This window comes from Pseudoalteromonas sp. Isolate3 (assembly GCF_022398505.1).
GTDB lineage: Bacteria > Pseudomonadota > Gammaproteobacteria > Enterobacterales > Alteromonadaceae > Pseudoalteromonas > Pseudoalteromonas apostichopi.
The window spans coordinates 19587-33669 of the sequence record NZ_JAKEVN010000037.1 but is presented as its reverse complement, the minus strand read 5'-3'; the positions used below and the strand labels follow the sequence as shown (position 1 = coordinate 33669).

The following is a 14083-nucleotide window of genomic DNA, read 5'->3' as shown; positions in this document are numbered from 1 at the left end:
GCATGCTAACTATATTAAAATAGTTAGCATGCTAAGTAAATGGAGCGCATCATGTCCTCTACTCCCCCTTTTCACGAAACTCTTGATTTAACATTATGCGGCAGTATGGGCCGTGTGCATCGATTATGTCGCGATGCAGTAACTTTGGCGGTCGAGCCTCTTGGACTCACTCAATCTCGTTGGACTGCAATGATGCACCTGTCTCATTTAAACCAAGGTTGTACGCAGCAAGAGTTGGCAAGCAGCTTAGGTATTGAAATGCCATCGTTGACTCGCACTATTAAGAAGCTTGAGCAACAAGAGATTATTGCTCGCAAAGCTGATGCTGAAGATAAACGCAGTAAACGTCTGTACTTCACTGAGCAGGGTCTACAATTGTTAGACACATTACAAGTGATTATCGCTGATGTGAAAGAGCATCTTTATGCCGATTTGACCACAGAACAACTCGATACTATGGCACATGGTTTAATTCAGATGGAGCAAAACGCTCGCCAGTGTATCCGTCATTATTCAGGAGATAAGTAACTTTATGACGCCAGATCAAAAATTTGCCCGTTACGTAAAAATCTCTTTGGCGGGTTTCATTGTTTTATTTTTATATTTTGTGATTGCTGATCTATACATGCCTGTCACACCACAGGCCCGTGTGTATCACCCTGTTGTGCAAGTGACGCCACAAGTAAGTGGGCGTGTGACTGACGTATTAGTGACCAATAATCAAGCCGTCGAAAAACAGCAAGCCTTGTTTAAGATTAACGATGAGCCTTTTGAGCTTGCCGTTCAACAAGCTGAACTTGCTTATGATGATGCGAAACAACAAAACCAACGTTTAGATAGTAGTGTCAAGGCAATAGAAGCGCAGTTAGCTGCTGCTCAAGCTAAGCTGCATGAGCAAACGTTGCTGTTCGAGCGCGGTGAGTCGTTATTGAAAAAGCGCTCTATTTCAGAGCAAGAGTACGAAACAATCAATGCAAACTACCAATCAAGCAAAGCGAATGTAGCTGCAATTGAAGCGCAGCTTAGCGAGGCTAAATTAGCGCGTGGTAAAAAGGGTGATGACAATTTAGCGCTTCGCCATGCCCTAAATCAGCTTGAGCAAGCGAAACTAAATTTGTCGTACACCACAGTGACTGCCGATACCGACGGTAAAACAGCAAATTTACAAGTAACACCGGGTACTTATGCTAATAAGGGCCAGCCGTTAATGGCGATTGTTGCCAATAAGGCTGATTTAGTGGCTGATTTTCGTGAAAAGTCTTTAGTTCACGTACAAATTGGTAGTACTGCAAAAGTTAGCTTTGATGCGCTACCGGGAAAAGTGTTTACTGGCAAAATTATTAGTTTTGAAGCCGGTGTAAGTGACGGTCAGCTCAATGCAAACGGTTTACTCAGTGCTACAGAAAGCAGCAATCGTTGGGTACGAGATGCACAGCGTCAACGTATTCATATTCAACTTGATGAACACCAGATGCTAGCTAAGTTCCCAAGTGGTGCTCGTGCAACCGTACAGCTTTTGCCTGACTCTAGCATCGGTAGCTGGTTTGCGAGCATGCAAATCCGTTTTATCAGTGTTCTGCACTTCATTTACTAAGGCTGGGTGAGCTATGTCTGTATTGCAACTCGATGGTAATGGCTTGCGCCAGGCGCTTCGCATTGCTACGGGCTCAGCATTAGGGTTTGCACTGGCAAAATTGATGAACTGGCCTAATGGCATCTTTTTTACTGTTTACCCTATGCTATTGCTCGGCTTAGTGCCTGTGTTAAACATGCATATCATTCGACAGTTTTACGCAGGCGCAGTATTCAGTGCATTATTTGTACTTGTAGTGCAAGGGCTGTTCTCTCACTTGCCTGTTGTTATGACGATGATCTGCTTTGTGGCATTTGCCTTTTTATTCTATCAAATGAGTCGTGGCGCTAACTTTTTATTTGGCGCTACAACAGTGGTCAGCTTGTCTATTCAATTGCATTTTTCGACCTACACAGGTGGAGGGGTAAGTATTTATCCGCTGATTATTAGTAATGCCGTTGCAGTTGTGGTTACTGTGGTGTTTTCGATGCTAATGCATGGTTTATTCCCAGATGTTTCACCGCGCCAAGGCCGTCAGATGCCAGAAAAAGCAAAAGAAAGTGTACGCCATGAGGTATTACTTTGCTCAACGGTGGCAACCTTGTCATTTGTGGTTTTTCAGGTTTTTGATTTACAAGATTCAATTTCTGCTCAAGCAGCATCTGTTCTGATCTTATTTTCGTTATGCTGGAAAGCGGCTGGTATGGCTGCATGGCAACGTGCTATAGGAACTTTAATTGGCTGTAATTTGGCCTTAGTTTCACAGTTATTCTTGTACAACCATACTGATATTTTGATATTTCCGGCGTTAATTCTATGGATCTTAACTTTTATCTTTAGTCGTTATCATATAATTGGTGGGGGTATTCCAGGTGTCGGTTTTGGTATTATTACTACATTTGGCATTTTGTTTGGCCAGTCATTGGGGCCGGGGCAAGATCTAGTATACAGCGCACTTTATCGCTTTTCGTCAGTATCAGTGGCAATACTGCTGAGCTTATGTGCAGTGTACATTATGCATCACATTTTAAATCGCTTTGAAATGACAAGGCATCACACATTCGAGTAAAATCTAATATGCACAAAAAAGGGAGTTATTCAGTACTCCCTTTTTTATTATTTGGTTCGAAAATTGTGGGTAAAGACTTTAATAAATCCTCTTGCTTCTTTACAACACTTTGTACGCAAGTTTTTGAAGCAACATCTGCAACCCAAGCGCCCCATTGAGAACTGCCTGGTTCTTCTCCAGGTGTTGCCCACCATCTGGCTTTATAAAGAATTTCGTTATAACAGGTTTCACTACCTTGCGGATACGCGCTTCCAGCTTGCCAAGAATCTACAGCAAAGCTTGAAATAGGCAACGTTGACAGCGTTATCATTGCAGCTGCAAAAAAACGTGATTTTTGGCCCATACGCCCCTCCTTTATTATTCTGAAATTGTATTACTATTATAGACGCGGCAGGATTAACCATCAATTAACTTTGTTAACAAGTTACACTTCTTTACAGTTTCGCTCATTTTTGACACGGTTTTCTGGTGCTAAGGTTAGGGTTTTATGTTTTTTCGTAATGCTTTTGTTTGTCCTCTTTTGGTTTTGCTGTCCATACGTTTTCTCTGAGAGCTTTTGCTTGGTTTAGTTGCTCTACGTTTCTTTTGTACTTGTGTAGCGTTTACGATTATTTCTTTTAAACGGCTAAGCGCATCTTCTTTGTTCATCTCTTGTGTACGATGACTTTGCGACTTAATGACAATTACGCCCTCTTTGGTGATTCGAGAGTCATTTAAATTAAGCAAACGTTGTTTGTAAAAGTCAGGTAATTTTGATCGGTTAATATCAAAGCGTAGGTGAATTGCTGTAGCCACTTTATTGACGTTCTGTCCGCCAGCACCTTGAGAACGGATCGCACTAAAGTCGAGCTCCCATTCAGCAATCGTGACAGTATTAGAAATAGTTAACATCAGGTTCATTTAGCTATGGTAAAAAAAGGATTATAACATTTGTAATTGGTCAAACATAATTACTCGACTATGTGAGCCGATTGCTAACCAATTTGAAAGAAAGGAGATCACAATGAAAGCACTATTTATTTCAATAAGCCTACTGGCGATGAGTTTTTCTAGCTTCGCAGAAGATATTACTGAAAGCCAGCTACAGCGTTATATCAGGGCTTTGCCAGCAGTAGTAAATTGGTCGCAAAACCAACCAGAGCTTGAAAGTTTGAATCTCGATAGTATGTTAGGAAGCTCTAATGGTGCAGATAGTTCCTCTGTTATGGATGCATTAGGCCACATTAAAAGGCATGAGCTTTACACTGAGTTTGCAGCGTTAACCAAACAATACGGTTTCACTCCTGAGCAGTTAGTTACAGTTGGCTCAGAAGTATCTCTTGCCTATTTAGAAAACCTTAAAGCAGGTATGTCTGAAGAGAACAAGCAACGTGTAAACCAAGCGATGAGTGGTTTACAAAGCCTAACGGCATCATCATCTAATGCGGGGGCTCGCTCAATGGCGGGTGCTTTAGAAGGTGTTAAAGCAAGTACTGCAACAGCAGATGTTAGCGAAAGTAATATTAACTTAGTTAAGCAATACATGCCGCAGTTAAAAGAGTTATTCGCGATGTTGCAGTAACAGCACAAAAAAAGAAAGCGGCTAGTGAGCCGCTTTTTTCTACTTACTCGAATACCATTGCGTTTTTTAGATGCTGCATTTGTTCTGCAGTTGGTAAAAATCCAGTTTGTACAAATTCATTCAGGCTCGGGTGACGTTCAAAGTACAAAATATCTAGGGCAAATCGATTCATGCCGTACAAGCCCCGATGGATCATATTTGCCGAAAATATGAGTAAGTCACCCTTCTTCAATGCAACTTGTTTTCCGCGTCTCAGCGAATCATTATTTTTAGCTCCTTGCTGCCCCAATCTTACAGCTAGTTCTTCGTCTGAATCCCAGTTTTTGTGACTGCCCGGTATTAGCTCAATTCCCGGCTCATCTTCAAAAGCTACTCGGCAATGTAAAACTTCAGGGCCATAAAGTGCGGCCTTTTGTGCATCAAGCTCTAAGTGATATTGCATATCGCGATGCCAATAGTTTGCTTGTTTGGGATTGTAAGGATTAAAAAATAATTGAGTATTCATAAACTGAGGTTCAGCAACAACGCCTTTAACCTGATTCAATAGAGTATCGGCACAGATAAATTCAAAAAGGGTAAACTTTTCTTCAGTACTTAAACATGCAGCGCCAGTCAACCCTGAGCTATTAATCCCTCTGGATTGGTAAAAACGTTGGTTTTCTAGCAGCCAGTTATAATGAAACTTATCGAGAATGGGCCTTATCTTGCCAAGTTCATTCGCTGTGTAAAGCCCCTTTACATGGCAATAGCCGTTTTCAGCAAAAAAGTTATTTTCCATTTTTTACCTTGCTAAAATTGCACGTATTTTACTACTAAGCTCAGGCAATACTTGTTGCTCAAACCATGGGTTTTTCTTCAGCCAGATATTATTACGAGGGCTTGGGTGAGGTAATGGCAGGTAACTTGGCCAATATTCACGCCACGATTTTACTAACTCAGTTAAGGGTAACTGCTTAGTGTGGGGTAAATGATATGCCTGCGCGTACTTACCTAAGATAATGGTGAGTTCAATATTAGTTAACTGTGCTAAAAGTTTTTCACGCCATGTAATCGCGCACTCTTTTCTCGGTGGTAAATCGCCCGACTTACCTTTTCCTGGGTAACAAAAGCCCATTGGCAGAATAGCAAAATTACTATTATCGTAAAACTCTTCATTGCTTACGCCAAGCCAAGAGCGAAGCCTTTCACCGCTAGCATCATCAAATGGTTTGCCACTTTCATGTACTTTTATCCCTGGCGCTTGACCAGCAATTAAAATACGAGCCCGTGAATTAAATTGAATAACGGGCCGAGCGCCAAGTGGTAAATGAGTCTCGCAGATCACGCATTTACTAACTTGTTCTAATAATGATTGAGTAGTCATGAGTTAGTAAAAATATGATCTATGCTTGTTTTGACCAAACAGCTAACTCGTTACCACTTGGTTCTGTGAAGTGAAAACGACAGCCTCCAGGAAAATCAAACAAAGGCTTAATAATTGTGCCGCCGTGTTTTTCTACCTGTGCTTGAGTCTCTTTAATATTATTTGAATAAAGCACTACTAGCGCACCGCCATTAGAGGTTGAGCTACTTAGAGGTGCTTGGTAAAAACCACCGTCAAGGCCCGCTGATTCAACGCTAAATGCGCTGTATTCAGGCCCGTAATCGGTAAATTGCCATTTAAAAACTTGATGAAAAAACGCTTTTGTTGCAGCTAAATCTTTTGCTGCAAACTCAACATAATTTAAGCTATGGTGGTTCGACATAATTTGTTCCTATTTTAAACTGTTCTTGAGCGCCATGGCGCAATGCAGTGCTGTACTATCAAGTAATGGAATTGAGGCATCGGATTGCTGAACTAGCAATGCTATTTCAGTGCAACCAAGAATAATGGACTCTGCACCCTGCTTAGTTAGATTATCAATAATTGTTAGGTACTCGGCTTTGGATTCTGGATTGATTATGCCTTTGCATAGTTCATCATAAATCACACGATGCACTATTTCACGCTCCTGAGCATCAGGAATTAAAACGTCTACAGAGAATTTATCTGCTAAGCGTTGTTTATAAAAGCCTTGCTCCATAGTGAATTGAGTACCCAGCAAAGCCACTTTTTTATGGTTACATTGTATTAGCTTTTCACCAACTGCATCAGCAATATGTAACAAAGGAATAGAAACACATGCTTGTACTTGCTCTGCTAATTTGTGCATCGTGTTAGTACAAATCAATAAATAATCGGCGCCAGCAGCTTCAACCTGTTTGGCTGCTTTTATCAGTATTTCGGCCATCTGTGGCCAATCCTGTTGCTGTTGTAGTTCTGCTATTTCGGCAAAATCGAGACTGACAAGTACTATTCTGGCGCTATGTAGCCCCCCAAGTTCATTTTTAATGCCTTGATTTAAAAGTTGATAGTAACTTTGCGTTGACTCCCAGCTCATACCACCAATTAAGCCTATTGTTTTCATTACAACCTCTTTTTAGTTTCATAACACCATATGACAATGCTCAGAACAAAGCTAGCAGATCATTATTTTACTAACAAAAATACAGGATGAATTTGTTTCATTATTAAATACGCTTACGCAAATGATAATCACTATCTTTCTGTTTGGCGGCGATATAATATGTGGTTTTCTTCTCGTGTTATTTTTTAAGGGATTATCATGCACTCTCAATCATTAGATGCAGTGACAAACAATCACCCTAAAATTACAGCTAAAAAGGGTTCTGTGAGCCTATCTTATCGTGTCGCTGTATTTTTGCGTTTTGTTGCAGCCATCATTGGTGGTTACGCTTTTACCAGTGTACTTATTTCGTTATTAGCTGTGTTATTACCACTTAATAAACTCGACAGTGTTCTTTTAACTACGACTCTATCGGTATTTTTTTACTGTTGTGTATTTATTTGGGTGTTTGCAGTTAAGTCTTTAAAGACTGTATGGATCACAATTTTACTAACTACTGGTGGGCAATTACTGGCCCTTTCATTGATTAAGGGGTGGTTATGAAAGAGAGTTTTTTCCGCTCAATGACTTGGCTGCACACCTGGGTCGGTTTACTGGTATGTTGGTTATTATTCTTGATATTTTTTGCTGGTACTATCAGCTTTTTTAAGGATGAAATTACTATTTGGGCTAAGCCCGAAACGCATCATGTGCAGCATCAGCCTAAGCGTATTCAGTCTCAAGCCGATCAAATTAAATATGTGTTTGCGCAATTACAGTTGCAGGCACCTAACTCATTATCGTGGCGAATAAACTTACCTGAATCTCGAAATCCAGTTTTAAGCTATGGATTTGCTGAGCCTAAACAGCCAGGGCAGCGTCGTGCGCCTTTCAATTATACCTATTTGAACCCTAATAATTTAGAGCAATTGCCAGCGCCTCGAGATACTAAAGGTGGGAATTTTTTCTATCGCTTACACTTTGATTTGCATTACATAGACGTTTTTACTGCAAGGATAATTGTTTGTTTAGCCTCATTATTTATGCTTGTAGCATTGATCACTGGCATTGTGATCCATAAGCGCATTTTTAAAGATATGTTTAGCTTTAGAGCTAACAAAGGCAGCCGAAGTTGGCTAGATGCACATAATGTTTCGTCGGTAATAGCGTTGCCGTTTCATATTATGATCACCTATACGGGTATTATTACTCTGATATTTATGCTGTTCCCCTACCCCGCTGAAACCGTATATGAAAATGGCTTAAGACAAATGTTTGATGAGGCATTGCCCATTAACAAGCGTGCTAAGCCCAGTGAAGAGCAGCGCCCTATGGTGGCAATCAAAGAGGTATTAGATCAGATTTATACTAAGTCACCGAATGCCGACATTAGCCACGTGTTTGTGAGAAATGCGAATACAGCGACCTCACAAATAGTGGTTTATTTGGCAACCGGCAAAGAGCTTGTAGATAACGGACCACGCTATTTATTTAATGGTGTAACAGGTGAGCTCGAAGCGAGCTCAGGTGAAGATTGGAGCGCTTCGGCGCAGTTTTATGACTCAATGACAGCATTACATAGCGGCCGTTTAGCCGAGCCATTACTGCGTTGGTTGTATTTTTTCTGTGGCGTAGCAGGCTGTGCCATGATAGCTACAGGCTGCATCATGTGGGCAAAGCGCTTACGCGAGAGACTCAAAGCAGAGCAAAAACCAAGCTTTGGACTTAAGCTCGTTGAGACACTAAATTTAGCCACATTGATGGGCTTACCCCTTGCAACCGCAGCGTTCTTCATTGCTAATCGACTATTACCTTTAGAGTTAGCTGGTCGTGCCGATAAAGAAATACTCGTGTTTTTCTTAGCTTGGCTTGCGACGCTAGTTGTTGCTGTGATCGGCCGAGAAAAACATCATTGGCGCTATAGTGCATGGTTAAACGCTGCTGCTTGCTTATTAGTGCCTATTGTAAATGCGCTGACAACAGATGGTAATTGGATCACGTATTTACTAACTAAACAGTGGGCTTTATTTGGTATTGATAGTGCGTTTATTTGTGCAGGGGGGCTGTTTTTACTACAAAGCAAAAAAATACCAAGCCATAAAACCACTACAAATAAAGGTAGATCAAATAAAAACAGGATTTTAAAGGAGCAACAAGGATGATGGAATTACTACAATTTAGTCTCTGCTTTTTAGGATTTAATTGTTTTGCACTTGCAAAATTTAATCATTTTCGTGATGTGTTTAAAAAGAAATTGACTGAAAAACAAAGAAATAGCTTTTTATTAAGTGGCTGGATCACTATTTTACTAAGTTTAGTACTTTGTGTGCTGTCAGATGCTGGATATGGCGCATTGCTGTTTTGCGCTATATGGCATTAAGTGTACTTATATTAATGATTTTATTCAGTTTTACTGTTTCTTGGGTTAAGCATGTCAGTTTATTAACTATGTCTGTCTTGCTGTTAAGTGGCTTTTCAGTGATGATTTTCTAGTTTAGTTAGTAAAAAACTGATCTGATACCAATTCGAAACAATACCTAATTCAGGAATTGATATAAAAAAATGGGTAGGCAATGCCTACCCAAGCAGGGGATTAAATTGGGGATCACATGTTGCTACAATTTAATGGTGAGTATTATGCTCATCCTCCATTACAGTTGTGTTGCACATTCGTGATAGTTTAAAGACAGTTGTAAAGCCCCTTTACAAGCTCTTATGGTCAACATAAATAAGCTCGTCTGTTTTAAAACCATATTTTTTTGCTGTGTTTATAAAGTCCTGCATTTGCTGTTCTGTAACGTTAGGGGTGCGTGACAAAAACCATAAATACTCTTTGTTATAGCCAGTGATATAAGCGTATTGATAATCTTGCTTATCTAATTCGAACACTACATAAGAGCTATAAAATGGCCCAAAGAATGATACTTCTAAGTGGCCTATGTCTTGTTGCTTGACAAATTTCGCTTTACCTTCAGCTTGCTGCCATTCTTGATCTTCAGCGCTGTATCCCTTATTGATAACTTTCACACTGCCATCTGGGTTAATCGAGTATTCGGCAGTAATACCCTCTAGGCCGCGTTCAAATGAATGATCTAAACGTGCAATTTCGTACCAAGTTCCTGTGTATTTGTTTAACTCAAAGTTATCGACGGGTTTGATATCGTCTGGCACTCCTGTACACGCAGATAAAATAGCTGTGATACATAAAATTCCGATTAGCTTTAATGATGTTTGCACGCTTTTACTCCCTTTTAAAAATCAAACAAATTAATACGTTAATGGCACTAATTTAGTTCAATTACGGTAAACTATTAAAGTCAAAAATTAAAGTGAGAACAGTATGAAGATTTGGGTTGATGCAGACGCCTGCCCCGTCGTTATTAAAGAAATATTATTTCGTGCCGCAGAGCGCACACAAACCTTCACCACATTAGTGGCGAACCATGCGATGCGAGTGCCCCCTTCAAAGTATATTAGCCGTTTGCAGGTATCTTCGGGTTTTGATATTGCTGACAACGAAATCGTTAAGCGCATTGAGCCGAGTGATTTGGTGATCACCGGTGATATCCCTTTGGCTGCAGAAGTTATCGAAAAAGGTGCCCAAGCGCTCAACCCTCGCGGTGAGTTATATACAACTGAAAATATTCGCTCACGTTTAAACGTTCGTGACTTTATGGATACAATGCGCTCTAGTGGCGTTGAAATGGCCGGCGGCCCACCGCCGTTAAGCCAAGCTGATCGCCAGAACTTTGCTAATAACCTAGACCGAATTCTAGCTAAAAAGTCATGAGTGTCGCTAATAGCAGAGCGCTAATCGGTTTTGGTGATGAGGCGTTTAAAGTCGCTGTTTATATAGAAAAACGCCCGCCAATGCCTGCTTGGCAACAGCTTGACCATTTACATGTAATGCAAACCGGCCAAATTAACGAAATAAACCAAGCATGCGGAAATGGTTGGCGTAAAGTTTTTAACGTGTATGGCAAAGTGCTGTTTGCACTACCAAGTGAATATTATGATTTTGCTAAATGCGCACCTGACTGGCAGACTTTTCGCGATGAACAACTGCTACAAGCACATAGTCAAACGGCATTACTGTTTAGCCCGCCGTTATTAGACAAACCAAAGCAATTACATATTGTTGCTGGGCGAACCTATGCCAAAAAGCTTATCAATGATGGGCTTCTCAGTAGTCAGCTAACTTGGCTTGATGATGAGTTTGCTATTAGTAAATCAGATAAAGTGATTGTCTGCCCTTATTTTGATTACCGTCAGTTAAGCAATATTAAAATCGCACGTCTTAGTCAGTTAGTCGCAGATATTTTCTCTTAGTTTCTAGTTTATTGCGTTATTGAGTTAGCAAACTAAGCTTAGAATACCGCAAAAATTAATAGTACTTCAGATGAAAATACTGGTCGTCGATGACATGCCCTTGATGCGCCATGTGCTTATAAACATGTTGCGTAGGTTAAACTATAAGGATATAACAGAGGCGACTGATGGCGCGCAAGCGTTAGATTTACTAGAAAAGCAAAGCTTTGACCTGATAATAACTGATTTACACATGCCGAAAATGGATGGTAAATGCTTGCTTAATCATATTCGTGAATCCTCTGTACTTAGAGATTTACCCGTACTTATGGTGACGTGCGAAGATAGTAAGCAAACGGTCAACGAGATGATTACAGCAAGAGTAAACGGCTTTATTATCAAACCATTTTGTTTAAATACGCTGCAAAAGCAGTTAAGTCGAATTGTTAAACCAGAATAACCAGCAAAAACTGGAGTTAAGAGCGATGTTTAAGCATTTAACAATAGTGAGTTTATTCACAGTAAGCACAGCAGTGGCAAGTGCTGAACAATTGACTTTATACACCGAAGTGTTTCCACCCTATAACTTTGTGCAGCACAATCAAATCACAGGTATTAACACCAAAATCATGGAATCTTTGTGCGAAAGAGCCAAGTTGAGCTGTACGTTTAGTGTATTGCCTTGGAAGCGCGCAATGTCACAAACGCTCGCCCAACCGAATGCAGGAATTTACTCTACTTCGCGTACCGCAAAGCGAGAAACTCAATTTTATTGGGTTGGCCCTTTGGTATCTGGGCATTCTTGTTTATACCGTTTAAATAACCGCAACGACATTAAAGTAACGAGTACTCAGTCGTTGCAAAACTACACCATTGGCGTATCTCGTGGTGATGTATATCAAACCGTTCTAGCTGATTTTAACCTAACTGAAGGCCAGCAATTTTTAACTTACTCAAAAAAGTTTGAAGAGCTAAAAATGTTTAAGCAAGGTAAGCATGACTTGCTGATTGGCTCGTCTCTTACTCTTTCATCACAATTGATGAATGTGGGTATGAATCCAGAACAAGTAACACCGGTATTTGAGCTTAAGCACCCTGCTTTAGTGGGTAATTACTTAGCGCTTAACAAAAATACGTCGCTAGAGGTGATCACTGCACTGCAAAAAGCGCTTGATACCATGAAGCAAGAAGATCAAATAGACCGAATTGTTGATGAGTTTGTAGCAGAGGAGATGCATTCTCACGGCGAAGTATCGACAGTTGCGCAGCCGTGCTTAAATGGCTCTGCTATTTACTAATTTGGATTGTTTTTAGGTAAAATATCCGCAACTTCTCTTATTTTTGAAGTCAATCGCGATTTTTCGCACTCGAACGCAAAGCCATTGCCTCATTTTTAATTGCTTTTTATAGTGATTAATACAATAAAAAGGGCAAAAACTATGAAACCAACTCCACTCATTAAAAGCTTAGTGCTCGCTATATGCTTAGGTACAACAGGCGCTACTCAAGCTTACGATCGCATCACAGGACATAACTTTGCAAGTCGTTCTGAAGTCATCGCACAATCAGGTATGGTTGCAACATCACAGCCGTTAGCTACGCAAGTGGGCTTACAAGTATTAAAAGAAGGTGGAAATGCCATTGATGCGGCGATTGCAGCAAACGCAGTGCTTGGCCTTGTTGAGCCAACAGGATGTGGAATTGGTGGCGACTTGTTTGCCATTGTTTGGGATAACAAAACTAAGCAACTTTACGGTTTAAATGCCTCTGGTCGTTCACCACAAGGCTTGTCTTTTGATACTTTAAAAGCACAGGGGGACTATATTCCTGCTTATGGGCCCTTGCCAGTGTCGGTACCTGGTGCTGTTGATGGTTGGTTTGAATTGCACAAAAAGTTCGGCAAAACGCCAATGAAAACGCTATTACAACCTGCTATCGACTATGCCGAAAATGGCTTCCCTGTGTCGGAACTGATTGCCTATTACATGCAAAAAAGTGTAGCTGCGCGTGGTAAATACCCGGGTTTTAAAGATGTTTACATGCCTGATGGAGCAATGCCTGAAAAAGGCGATATATTTAAGAACCCTGCCCTTGCAAATACCTATCGCAAAATTGCCAAAGGCGGCCGCGATGCCTTTTACAAAGGCGATATAGCTAAAGAAATTGGTCGCTACATGAAAGAAAACGGCGGCTACTTATCCTATGAAGATTTAGCTGCGCACCATAGTGAATGGGTTAAGCCTGTGAGCGCCGATTATAGGGGGTATACGCTTTGGGAATTGCCACCAAATGGTCAAGGTATTGCTGCACAGCAAATTTTGAATATTCTTGAAGGTTACGATATCAAAGCAATGGGTTTTGATAGCCCAGAATACGTACACACCTTTGTTGAAGCGAAAAAGCTCGCGTTTGCTGATCGTGCAAAGTACTACGCCGATCCAGCGTTTAACACCATTCCCGTACAAACACTTATTTCGCAGCAATATGCTGACCAAAGACGTAAACTGATAGACCCTAACAAAGCCGCAAAACGCGACCATGCAGGCCCAGTAGAAGGCGATACCATTTATATGACGACCGCCGATAAAGACGGCAACATGGTTTCACTTATTCAAAGTAATTACCGTGGCATGGGTTCAGGTATGACACCTGCCAAATTAGGCTTTGTATTGCAAAACCGTGGTGAAATGTTCGCGCTTAAAAAAGGCCACATGAACCAATATGAGCCAGGCAAACGACCATTTCATACAATCATTCCTGCGTTTGTCACCAAAGATGGCAAGCCATATATGAGTTATGGCGTGATGGGCGGTGCAACACAGCCACAAATGCATGCTCAAATACTTATCAACATGATTGATTTTGGCATGAACCTCCAAGAAGCCGGTGATGCACCGCGTATTCTGCACACAGGTTCATCGCAACCAACCGGTGAGATTATGGAAGACGGTGGTTTTGTTAGTTTAGAGTCAGGCTTTTCGATGGAAACCCGCCGCGAGTTAATGAAAAAAGGCCACACCTTACAAGACGCCGTTGGCCCATACGGTGGTTATCAAGCTATATTGAAAGACCCTAAAACCGGCGTTTATTACGGCGCATCCGAAACCCGTAAAGACGGACAGGCCGCGGGGTATTAGGCTCGGAAT

19 protein-coding genes are annotated in these 14083 nt (G+C 41.0%); 12 read left to right on the top strand and 7 right to left on the bottom strand.

The features are described 5' to 3' along the window. Nucleotides 1-51 precede the first annotated feature (51 nt). Genes L1D46_RS09610 through L1D46_RS09600 form a run of 3 tightly spaced genes read left to right on the top strand, consistent with a single transcriptional unit; the run spans nucleotide 52 to nucleotide 2642 of the window. The gene (locus L1D46_RS09610; protein WP_130052346.1) at nucleotides 52-528 is read left to right on the top strand and encodes a MarR family transcriptional regulator; all 477 of its coding nucleotides are present in this window, start codon (nucleotides 52-54) and stop codon (nucleotides 526-528) included. 4 nt (nucleotides 529-532) lie between these two features. Next, the gene (locus tag L1D46_RS09605; protein WP_130052345.1) at nucleotides 533-1594 is read left to right on the top strand and encodes an HlyD family secretion protein; all 1062 of its coding nucleotides are present in this window, start codon (nucleotides 533-535) and stop codon (nucleotides 1592-1594) included. Between the two features lie 13 nt (nucleotides 1595-1607). Then, nucleotides 1608-2642 (top strand): DUF2955 domain-containing protein, encoded by a 1035-nt coding sequence (locus tag L1D46_RS09600; RefSeq protein WP_130052344.1) that lies wholly within the window; start codon nucleotides 1608-1610, stop codon nucleotides 2640-2642. Between the two features lie 25 nt (nucleotides 2643-2667). Here L1D46_RS09600 and L1D46_RS09595 read toward each other — a convergent pair whose 3' ends face one another. Both L1D46_RS09595 and arfB read right to left on the bottom strand, forming a co-directional pair. Next, nucleotides 2668-2985 carry a hypothetical protein gene (locus L1D46_RS09595; RefSeq protein WP_130052343.1) on the bottom strand — a complete coding sequence of 106 codons (318 nt, stop codon included), beginning with the start codon at nucleotides 2983-2985 and terminating at the stop codon, nucleotides 2668-2670. A gap of 134 nt (nucleotides 2986-3119) precedes the next feature. Further along, nucleotides 3120-3533, bottom strand: coding sequence for an alternative ribosome rescue aminoacyl-tRNA hydrolase ArfB (arfB, locus tag L1D46_RS09590; RefSeq protein ID WP_130052342.1), 414 nt, complete (start codon nucleotides 3531-3533; stop codon nucleotides 3120-3122). 112 nt (nucleotides 3534-3645) lie between these two features. Here arfB and L1D46_RS09585 point away from each other — a divergent pair, with 112 nt between their 5' ends. Then, nucleotides 3646-4203: a short-chain dehydrogenase gene (locus tag L1D46_RS09585; protein WP_130052341.1), complete on the top strand. Its 558-nt coding sequence runs from the start codon at nucleotides 3646-3648 to the stop codon at nucleotides 4201-4203. A 43-nt stretch (nucleotides 4204-4246) separates the two neighbouring features. Here L1D46_RS09585 and L1D46_RS09580 read toward each other — a convergent pair whose 3' ends face one another. The 4 genes from L1D46_RS09580 to L1D46_RS09565 are packed head-to-tail and all read right to left on the bottom strand — an operon-like array spanning nucleotide 4247 to nucleotide 6650. Next, nucleotides 4247-4981 carry a phytanoyl-CoA dioxygenase family protein gene (locus tag L1D46_RS09580; RefSeq protein ID WP_130052340.1) on the bottom strand — a complete coding sequence of 245 codons (735 nt, stop codon included), beginning with the start codon at nucleotides 4979-4981 and terminating at the stop codon, nucleotides 4247-4249. A 3-nt stretch (nucleotides 4982-4984) separates the two neighbouring features. Beyond that, nucleotides 4985-5566: a uracil-DNA glycosylase family protein gene (locus tag L1D46_RS09575; protein WP_130052339.1), complete on the bottom strand. Its 582-nt coding sequence runs from the start codon at nucleotides 5564-5566 to the stop codon at nucleotides 4985-4987. Between the two features lie 19 nt (nucleotides 5567-5585). Then, entirely contained in the window at nucleotides 5586-5948 is a 363-nt protein-coding gene (locus L1D46_RS09570) for a VOC family protein (protein WP_130052338.1), read from the bottom strand. 9 nt (nucleotides 5949-5957) lie between these two features. Next, nucleotides 5958-6650: an aspartate/glutamate racemase family protein gene (locus L1D46_RS09565; protein ID WP_130052337.1), complete on the bottom strand. Its 693-nt coding sequence runs from the start codon at nucleotides 6648-6650 to the stop codon at nucleotides 5958-5960. A 198-nt stretch (nucleotides 6651-6848) separates the two neighbouring features. On the opposite strand from L1D46_RS09565, the gene L1D46_RS09560 reads away from it, so the two are divergent. The 3 genes from L1D46_RS09560 to L1D46_RS09550 are packed head-to-tail and all read left to right on the top strand — an operon-like array spanning nucleotide 6849 to nucleotide 9009. After that, on the top strand, nucleotides 6849-7193 hold the full coding sequence (locus L1D46_RS09560) for a hypothetical protein (RefSeq protein WP_175580338.1): 345 nt from the start codon (nucleotides 6849-6851) through the stop codon (nucleotides 7191-7193). Beyond that, on the top strand, nucleotides 7190-8791 hold the full coding sequence (locus L1D46_RS09555) for a PepSY-associated TM helix domain-containing protein (RefSeq protein WP_130052336.1): 1602 nt from the start codon (nucleotides 7190-7192) through the stop codon (nucleotides 8789-8791). The genes L1D46_RS09560 and L1D46_RS09555 overlap by 4 nt, the downstream gene beginning before the upstream one ends. Continuing rightward, a complete protein-coding gene (locus tag L1D46_RS09550; RefSeq protein WP_239977457.1) occupies nucleotides 8788-9009 on the top strand; it encodes a DUF3325 domain-containing protein in 222 nt (73 codons plus the stop codon). The genes L1D46_RS09555 and L1D46_RS09550 overlap by 4 nt, the downstream gene beginning before the upstream one ends. Before the next feature lie 323 nt (nucleotides 9010-9332). Here the strand turns inward: L1D46_RS09550 and L1D46_RS09545 are convergent, their stop codons facing one another. Further along, nucleotides 9333-9866 carry a lipocalin family protein gene (locus L1D46_RS09545; RefSeq protein ID WP_239977456.1) on the bottom strand — a complete coding sequence of 178 codons (534 nt, stop codon included), beginning with the start codon at nucleotides 9864-9866 and terminating at the stop codon, nucleotides 9333-9335. A gap of 103 nt (nucleotides 9867-9969) precedes the next feature. On the opposite strand from L1D46_RS09545, the gene L1D46_RS09540 reads away from it, so the two are divergent. The 5 genes from L1D46_RS09540 (at nucleotide 9970) to ggt (ending at nucleotide 14074) form a co-directional block, all read left to right on the top strand. After that, nucleotides 9970-10419, top strand: coding sequence for a YaiI/YqxD family protein (locus L1D46_RS09540; protein ID WP_130052334.1), 450 nt, complete (start codon nucleotides 9970-9972; stop codon nucleotides 10417-10419). Further along, nucleotides 10416-10958: a hypothetical protein gene (locus L1D46_RS09535; RefSeq protein WP_130052333.1), complete on the top strand. Its 543-nt coding sequence runs from the start codon at nucleotides 10416-10418 to the stop codon at nucleotides 10956-10958. The genes L1D46_RS09540 and L1D46_RS09535 overlap by 4 nt, the downstream gene beginning before the upstream one ends. Nucleotides 10959-11028: 70 nt before the next feature. Continuing rightward, nucleotides 11029-11397, top strand: a complete 369-nt coding sequence (locus tag L1D46_RS09530; RefSeq protein ID WP_130052332.1) for a response regulator — start codon at nucleotides 11029-11031, stop codon at nucleotides 11395-11397. 25 nt (nucleotides 11398-11422) lie between these two features. Further along, the gene (locus tag L1D46_RS09525) at nucleotides 11423-12235 is read left to right on the top strand and encodes a transporter substrate-binding domain-containing protein (RefSeq protein ID WP_130052331.1); all 813 of its coding nucleotides are present in this window, start codon (nucleotides 11423-11425) and stop codon (nucleotides 12233-12235) included. Nucleotides 12236-12376: 141 nt separating this feature from the next. After that, the gene (ggt, locus tag L1D46_RS09520) at nucleotides 12377-14074 is read left to right on the top strand and encodes a gamma-glutamyltransferase (RefSeq protein WP_130052330.1); all 1698 of its coding nucleotides are present in this window, start codon (nucleotides 12377-12379) and stop codon (nucleotides 14072-14074) included. Nucleotides 14075-14083 lie beyond the last annotated feature (9 nt).